The sequence below is a fragment of the Aquimarina sp. I32.4 genome, from assembly GCF_002924285.1.
GTDB lineage: Bacteria > Bacteroidota > Bacteroidia > Flavobacteriales > Flavobacteriaceae > Aquimarina.
The window spans coordinates 1-8,495 of sequence record NZ_PGUB01000143.1 but is presented as its reverse complement, the minus strand read 5'-3'; the positions used below and the strand labels follow the sequence as shown (position 1 = coordinate 8,495).

The 8,495-nt window shown below is 32.7% G+C and carries 9 protein-coding genes; 7 read left to right on the top strand and 2 right to left on the bottom strand.

Annotated features, from left to right (window positions below):
• Positions 1–75: 75 nt before the first annotated feature.
• Positions 76–345 carry a hypothetical protein gene (locus CVD18_RS20235; protein WP_103867308.1) on the bottom strand — a complete coding sequence of 90 codons (270 nt, stop codon included), beginning with the start codon at positions 343–345 and terminating at the stop codon, positions 76–78.
• Between the two features lie 152 nt (positions 346–497).
• Here CVD18_RS20235 and CVD18_RS22815 point away from each other — a divergent pair, with 152 nt between their 5' ends.
• From CVD18_RS22815 to CVD18_RS20205, 7 genes are all read left to right on the top strand, one after another.
• On the top strand, positions 498–650 hold the full coding sequence (locus CVD18_RS22815; protein WP_158250519.1) for a hypothetical protein: 153 nt from the start codon (positions 498–500) through the stop codon (positions 648–650).
• A gap of 130 nt (positions 651–780) precedes the next feature.
• Positions 781–2,250 (top strand): AAA family ATPase, encoded by a 1,470-nt coding sequence (locus CVD18_RS20230; protein WP_199185118.1) that lies wholly within the window; start codon positions 781–783, stop codon positions 2,248–2,250.
• 330 nt (positions 2,251–2,580) lie between these two features.
• Positions 2,581–3,270: a hypothetical protein gene (locus CVD18_RS20225; RefSeq protein WP_103867307.1), complete on the top strand. Its 690-nt coding sequence runs from the start codon at positions 2,581–2,583 to the stop codon at positions 3,268–3,270.
• Positions 3,271–3,281: 11 nt separating this feature from the next.
• Positions 3,282–4,400 (top strand): hypothetical protein, encoded by a 1,119-nt coding sequence (locus CVD18_RS20220; RefSeq protein WP_103867306.1) that lies wholly within the window; start codon positions 3,282–3,284, stop codon positions 4,398–4,400.
• 35 nt (positions 4,401–4,435) lie between these two features.
• Positions 4,436–6,250 (top strand): OmpA family protein, encoded by a 1,815-nt coding sequence (locus tag CVD18_RS20215; RefSeq protein ID WP_103867305.1) that lies wholly within the window; start codon positions 4,436–4,438, stop codon positions 6,248–6,250.
• 91 nt (positions 6,251–6,341) lie between these two features.
• Positions 6,342–7,112, top strand: coding sequence for an ABC transporter permease (locus CVD18_RS20210; protein WP_146052879.1), 771 nt, complete (start codon positions 6,342–6,344; stop codon positions 7,110–7,112).
• A 4-nt stretch (positions 7,113–7,116) separates the two neighbouring features.
• Positions 7,117–7,944, top strand: a complete 828-nt coding sequence (locus CVD18_RS20205) for an ATP-binding cassette domain-containing protein (protein ID WP_103867303.1) — start codon at positions 7,117–7,119, stop codon at positions 7,942–7,944.
• A 49-nt stretch (positions 7,945–7,993) separates the two neighbouring features.
• Here the strand turns inward: CVD18_RS20205 and CVD18_RS20200 are convergent.
• Positions 7,994–8,495: IS3 family transposase (locus CVD18_RS20200; protein WP_146052798.1), on the bottom strand; the 502-nt coding region annotated here is incomplete at its 5' end.

Below are 8,495 nucleotides of genomic sequence, written 5' to 3'. Positions count from 1 at the left end.
ATTTTGGTACCGCTTCTATGGCTGTTTCTAAAATCGTTTTTGACTTTTTTTATATACATATGCTTAAGATTTTTGTCAAGTCATCAAGTTAAGGTATTTTTGTAAGTAGCTAAAAAAAGCTCCCGAGGCAACGAGGATTAGTTCAACATTAGCCTTGCCATTTGCACGGATATCGATGTCTTGACAATTAGGGCAATGTAGTGACTGGATTTGTTGCACCTCGGAATGAACAGTATACAAGTCAGGCTCTGAAGGATCGACCATAGATAATAGCTCCCTAATTACGGTCTCACGACCCAATTCATCTAGGCTTTTGAAAAATTCTGTGAAAGATTCTGGTACCATTTGCACTTGTTTTAAAACAAAGATAACTAGTTAAGTCGTATTATAGAATATAGCTTAAAAGAATTGTCATAGATAAACATGGTAAAATGACAATTAGAGAGTTAATTATTGAATATTACGAGTAAAATATTTATAGTTTAATATCTAAAAAAATGAACACAAACTCAATTGAAAATATCATACAATCTATCCTCAATCCAGAGTTTAGGTGTAGTATCCTCCCAAGGCATTTATACACATATATAGATTTTACTACCAAAGGAATTACAAGAAAGGTACTAGGAGGCAAAGAGTCTTGCTTATGAGGTTTTTTTTATAATTATTTGTAATATGTTTTTCTTATTTTTTTGATAAAGCGGTCTATTGGATAAGATATTTTATATTTGAATAAGGTATGCATTGTAGTATTATATATAAACTTAAAAAAAACGAGCATTGAAAATCTCATTACCCTATCTTGAACTATTAAAAAAAGAAGGAGATAAAGCAGTAGCAATTTGTAAAGAATTGAATGGCAATAATGACTTCAAAAAAACGATTACTTCAACTATTCATGACAATGCTCAACAAGGTGTAGCATACAAGGCAGAACATGTTTTGCTACATGATATCGTAAAAATAGTAGATGATTTTATAAAGCTACACACAACCTCAAATACAATAGAAACAAAAATTAAGTTCATACTGGTTTATTTCTACGAGAAATTACAAGGCAAAGATTTGAGTGCTGCATATGATCTGGCAAAAATCAACCAATTGGTAGTATCCTCACAGTTTGATAAAAATGTAAGCATTATTAGAGAGACTTCTTTTTTTGAACCAGTAGCAGAATTAAAAACTGAATTCGTTTTACCATCGATATTGTCAAAGATTGGTAATGATCAGTTTTTACCCATAGGAGCATTTTTACATAGAATAACATCGTTGATAGTCAATGCCGATGGAAAAATTAATGAGAAAGAAAAAGAGTTTTTAAAGCAAACCATCCACCGTATAAACCACCCTAAAATTTTTGTGCAAAAAGCCAGTGTCAATGAAGTTCCAGAGAATGATACACTAGAGATTGTATTGGGAGAACTCAATGAGCTTATAGGGCTGGATGCAATAAAAAAAAATGTAAAAGACCTTACTAACTTTTTAAAAATTAAGAAAATAAGAGAAGAAAAAGGTTTAAAAGCATCAAATAATACACTACATGCTGTTTTTATGGGACCTCCAGGAACTGGTAAAACAACCGTTGCCCGTATGTTGGGTAGAATGTATAAGCACCTAGGATATCTAGAAAAAGGACATCTGGTAGAAACCGATAGAGCAGGAATGGTTGCAGGATATGTAGGGCAAACAGCGATCAAAGCAGACGAAATTATAAAATCTGCACTAGGAGGAGTCTTATTTATAGATGAAGCATACTCACTTACCTCAGGAGGACTTAATGATTTTGGTACAGAAGCAATAGAAGTCCTGCTAAAACGTATGGAAGATCATAGAGATAATATAGTTGTAGTAGTAGCTGGATATCCTGATGAAATGCAAGGATTTATACAAACCAATCCAGGATTACAATCCCGATTCAATAGATATTTTGAATTTGATCATTTTACAGCACATGCATTACTGGATATTTTTAAACTATTTGCCAGAAAAGCAGATTTTAAACTTACTCCTGATACAGAAGAAAAATTGATGGAAATCCTAGATAGAGTATACGAAAAAAGACATAGAGGCTTTGGAAATGCAAGAACCATAAGAAATTTATTTGAAAAAATTATAGAACGGCAAGCCAACAGAATTGTATCGATTACACCAATCACAGAAGAGATATTAATGACCCTGACAGAGGATGATATCCCTGAAATACTCAAAACAGTAAAAGAAATTATTCTTTTTGATGAAGAAGAAGAGTAACAAAAAAATGGTATTAAATAATGGTAATAAGTTAGTTGTCAGTGTGTTATTGCGTTTGTAGCTTAAAAAAATGTACTTTTAGATCATTGAGAATACTGATAGATATCAATTCGATACAGTAAGTATGTAACAAACGATAATATATATATACGAATATACTAGTATGGATCATTTATAAGGTAAAAAACAATAGTTGTAGATATGATTTGTTAAAACTTAAGATTCAGTACTTGCATAGGATTAAAAAAAGAATAATATTTATAAGAATTTATATAAATTTGTTTCTTGGATTATTAGTAGTAATAAATGAGTTTATCAAAAATAGAATAAATGTCTAAAGAAAAATTTAACTGGAAAGGTCTTTTTATCAATGAAGAAGAAAATTCTGAAGAGAAAAAAGCTAAAGAGGTAAAAGAACCTACTCGTTCTCAAACTCAATCTTTCCCAGAAACGACTACACCAGTTTCAAAGTTTCCTGTACAACCTCCTAAAACAACTTTGGTAAACGATACTGTACTAAATACTGTAATAGAAATGTATGAGTCAGGTTTTGAATCTTTGAATAAACCAGGATATGATTTTTATGAGTTTTTTAAAGCAATCAAAGCAGTAGGCTCTAATGACCCCTCTGTATATAAAATGGCATTGACCATGGCTCAGGGAGTTGATTCTAATGTAACAAAAAGTGGTTTGCTCTCTCAGGCAGATTTTTATATCAATGAGATAGAAAAAGTACATAAACAATACTCTAGTCAAGGAAGCACTAAGAAAACCAAAATTTTAGAAGCTCAAAAAACAAAAAAAGACAGTTTAAGTGCAGAGGTTTCTCAATTAGAAAAGAAATTAATAGACATTCAAAATCAGATCAGTGTTAAAAAAGACCTACTCAGTTCGGTTGATGCCAATTTGATGTCAGAAGTATCAGAGATAGATCAAAAAATAGTTGCCAATGATAAGGCACGATCAAAAATTTTGGAAACAATAGTTGCCGTAGTCGATGGCATAAAAAGTAATTTATAACCAATACATTAATGGATCAAGAATCAAAAAGTCATGTACTGGATTTACCAATCCTAAAACATTTTGATGACGAAAAAGGAGAAATATCTTTAAACCCCAATAAATGGAGGAATGGCGAAAAAGGTCTTAATGCATTTTTAAAGATTGCATTATTTGCAGGATTAGGATATGCCGCATGGATTTATGTGCTTCCACCATTATTTACCGCTTTAGGACAAGTAATTGCACTTGCAGGAGTAGCCGTTTTTGTGATATTCTTTATTATGATGCTACCGCTAATTTTTAAATTTTTGCGTAGAGTCACAAGAGGAATTCATAAATCATTGATTAGACATGACCCTTTTGGAGAATTACAAGAACAAAAGGGGAAAATGCTTAGAAATAGAAAGGTTTTCAAAGACTCGAAAGCAAAAATAAAAGCTTTGAAAAGTAATATGGAAGTCGAAGCGCATAAAGCAGAAAAAGAAGCAGAACAATTTCAGGATAGAATTGTGTCTTTGCAAAAGCAAGCCGAGAAAATCCGTAACAGAATGGAAAAGATAGTTGCGCAAAAAGGAGATGTAGGAAAAGATACTGATGACTATGTAGAATTACACAGTGCATTGGCAAAAAAATTATCAGAATCACAACGAGTATCTCACCAATTACAACAAAGCAAAGGATTTATTCAAAAATACGGTAGTAGAGCCAGTGTGATGGGTAAGTTAGATAGAAAACTTACACTAGCTGGTACAGCTATAGATATTAAAATTTCTGATTTTGAAGTAACCATCAAGATGCTGGAAAAAGAATATGAATTTGCAAAATCAGCTAAAGCAGCTACCGATAGTGCAAAATCTGCAATGTTGTTTACCAAAGATTGGGAGCTGGAATATGCACTAGATGTAGTAACAGAGACGATTGCCTTAGATATAGCAAAAACACAAGAAAACTTGTCTGATATAGATATGCTCACCTCTAAGTATGATATTGATAGTGATGAGCTTTACTCACAATTAGATACATTGGCAGATAAAATAAAAACAGGAAAAGATTATATTCCTGATGCAAAAAAATATAACAATCCAAATTATAAACTTTCTGCAGAAGATAAGCAGGCGAGTGGTGGTTTTGGAAATATGTTTGACTAACTAACTGAAATACAAATTATAATAAAAATTAAAAAATGGGTAAAATCTTAAGAACAAAGAAACTCACTACCTTATCCGAGTTGATCATAGTAATTATTATACTAGGAGCAATTTTGGGTGCCGTGTATTATTTTGCTCCAGGATTGAGAGTTGGAAAAGCGAAGCAATTAGAAGAACTGAATATAAATAAAGATGAAGTAGATAATGTAACTACTTCAGAAAAATTAGAACTACCTTCTAATAGCCTTTCTAGTAGTGTAAAAAATAAGCCATTAGTAAAAATAGCTGCTTACGCATGGAATGCTCAGTCAGGTATTATTGTATCCAATGGAGGACCAAAAACAACAAAAGGGTCTCTTATGGAAAAAAATGGGGTAAACCTTGAAATAATACGTCAAGACTGGCTTTCTGAATTGAGAAACATGCAAATGAAATTTATCGAAGAATTCGATAAAGGAGAAGAATTTCCTGATGCAGATAAAAGTGCATTTGCTATTATGATGATGGGGGATGGAGCACCATTCTATATCAGTACCATGCAACAAGCTTTGGATGATAAATTTGGAAAAGATAAATATCATGTACAAGTAGTTGGAGCAGTAGGATTAAGTTATGGAGAAGATAAGCTAATAGGACCACCAAGTTGGAAAGTAGATCCAAAAAGTATGAAAGGAGCTTTGATATCTGCAGTATTAGGAGATGGTGACTGGGTAACTGCCTTGAATTATGCTTTTGCCAATGGATTAAAAGTGAATCCAGATGTTACTACCTATGACCCAGAAGCAGTAAACTTCTATCCATCGCAAGACGATGATTATATAAAATCTGCAGAAGAATTGATTAAGTCACAAAAAGCAGGTTGGACAGTTCCTCTAAAAGAAGTAAGAAACGGGAAGTTAACAGGAAAGACCATTAATAAAAAAATAGATGGATGTGCTACATGGACTCCAGGAGATAAGATGGTATTTGATGAATTGAGTGGGTTTACAGATATCATATCTACCCGAGAATTTAACAATCAAATGGCAACAACCATTATAGCAGTAAAAGAATGGTCAGTAAAACACCCTGATATTGTAAGTAATATTTTGAAATCTGCTTTGACAGCATCCAATCAAATGAAACAGTACGATGGATGGAGAGTAAGAGCCTCTGAAGCCGTAGCTAAAACCTATGATCTAAAAACACCAAAGTATTGGTATGATATGTTCAAAGGACAAAAAGGGAATAAAAATGGGATTGACTATAATATGGGAGGTTCTAGAGTATTTAATTATGCAGATGTAATGCAATATTATGGTATTACTGATGGAACCAATCGTTATAAAGCTGTATATAACCAAGTTTCTTCTTATTTAAGCGAACTGAATCCTTTTGGATTTAATGAATCTGTAAAGAGAATCGTACCTTATGATGAAGCAGTAAACCTTTATTTTGTCAAAAATATAAATGATATCGATGCAGGTTCTGCATATAAAGCAGATTATACCAAAGAAGCAGATGAAGTATTAGCATCTGGTGAATGGAATATTAATTTTGATACAGGAAGTGCTAATATCTCAGGATCATCAGCAAGTACATTAGAAACTATTTATAACCTTTTGATTCAGGCAGAAGATACCAAACTGAGGTTAGAAGGGCATACAGATAATACAGGTTCTACAGAATCTAATTATGACCTGTCACAAAGACGTGCACAATCGGTGGTAAATTTCTTAAGAAGTAAAGGAATTCCTCAGTCGCGTTTTCAGTCTGTTATAGGAAAAGGAGAAGATCAACCAGTAGCAAGCAATACTACAGGTGGTGGTAGAGCAAAAAACAGACGTGTAGTTATTACACTATTAAAATAATAATGATATCTAGTTAATAAAAGCCGTCTAATACAATGTTTAGCCTTGTTTTACATTGTATTAGACGGTTTCTTTTTTAATAACAATTAGTATGAAGTATTTATTTCGACCTTTTGAGAATATCAGTAAAAACCATAGACTCCTTATTGTTCTTTTCTGGATACTGCTGGTAGTCGTATTTTGGTTTTTATCAAGCATGGGAGAACGACACTTATTTCCTTCTCCTAAGCAAGTATTAACGGGATTTACAGAACTTTATAATGAAGGGCTTGTAGTTCATATAGGAAGCTCATTATTACTTTGTATAAAAGCAATACTCATAGCAGTTGTTATTTCTTTAGTGATTACCTATTTATCCACAATACCAGTTGTAGCTCCTATAGCTAAGGCGTTAAGTAAATTACGATATCTTCCACTTACAGGAATTACATTCTATTTGGCAATTATAATTAGTGATGCCAGAACTATGCAAGTATGGGTGTTGGTTGTATTTATGAGTACCTATCTTACCACATCATTATTAAGTATGATGAGTGCTATATCCCAAGAAGAATTTGACCACGCACGATCGTTACAATGTAGTCGATGGGAAGTGTTGTGGGAAGTAGTAGTAAAAGGAAGAATAGATCATGTAATCGAAGTGATAAGGCAAAACCTAGCAATTGTATGGATGATGTTGGTAACAGTAGAGTCCATTCTGGTAGCCGCAGGAGGATTAGGGTTTTTGATAAAAAACTCTGATAAATTTATGAATCACGGTAGAATTATAGCATTACAGATCGTGATATTACTAGTAGGTTTATCCATAGATTTTGCGTTGGATTACTTGCGAAAAGCCTTTTTTAGATACTCCAAAATATAAATAGATGAATTATAATACACATAATACATTATTATATGTAGAAGACCTAAGCGTTGTTTATGGTGATAAAACCGTAATAAAAGATGTTAATTTTGTTGAAAAAGATGTAGTAAGAGAAGGCAATGTTACAGGGCAGGTAATTGCTTTTGTAGGTCGATCAGGTAGAGGGAAATCTACCTTATTTAGAGCCATGACAGGATTGATAAAACCTACAACAGGAAAAGTGCTTATCGCAGATACAACGACAGCATCAGAAAATGATGCAAAAGAGGTAAATGAAGGAGACATAGGTTTTGTAGATCAAAAATATACGCTGTTTAGAAATAAAACAGTGTATGAGGCATTACTTTTTGCACTTAGAAAAAAGGAAATGACCAAAGAAGAAAAACACACAACAATAATGAGTTATCTCACTGATTGGGGACTAGCACAGGCAAAAGATCAATATCCTTGTGAGTTATCAGGAGGACAGAGGCAACGTACAGCAGTTATCGAGCAAATATTATGCTCAGGACATTATATGGTACTAGATGAACCCTTTTCTGGATTGGATGTAGGTAATATCGAAGATGTAAAAAAAGCATTTAACCTGATAACCTCTTCACACGAGTTTAATACCATTATTTATTCTACCCATGATATAGAATTGGCCGTAGAGCTTGCAGATAGTATTTATGTAATAGGATACCCTACTATCGAAGGAAAAAAAGCGGATTATGGTACGATAGTAAAACATATCGATATGAAAGAACTAAACCTTGCCTGGAAAGATTTTGGATTAGATCATATAGAAGTTGTTAAGCAGATTAAAGCTACAATGCTAAACTCATAAAAACTAGTTGCTGATGTTTGGACTACCTAATAAATTTGGGACTATTTTCTCAAGCCACTTTTTTATTATTTTTCCAATATTGTATTTCTACTTCTAGAGGAGTTTTATATCCTAAAGAAGAGTGTAATCTTTGTGTATTGTACCACTGGATATAGTTTTCTATCTTAGAGTATGCCTGAAGATAATTTTTGAATTTATATCTATTGGTACATTCGTATTTAATGGTTTTAAACAACGATTCTGCTACTGCATTATCCCAACAGTTTGCTTTTCTACTCATACTTTGTTTGATGGTACTATTTTTATTAAAAATCAGCTTCATTTTACGTGAAGCATATTGCACACCTCTATCAGAGTGAAATATATGATTTTCAGTAATTTGCCTTCTATTTTTAGCTTTTATCCAAGTTTTGTAGATGGTGTTTTCTGTAGTCATATCTTCACTTAATGTCCATGCCAGTATTTTTCTATCTGCTAGATCCATAATTATAGTCAAGTAGTTCCATTGACCTGCCACTTTGATATAGGTAATATCAGAGACCCACTTCTCT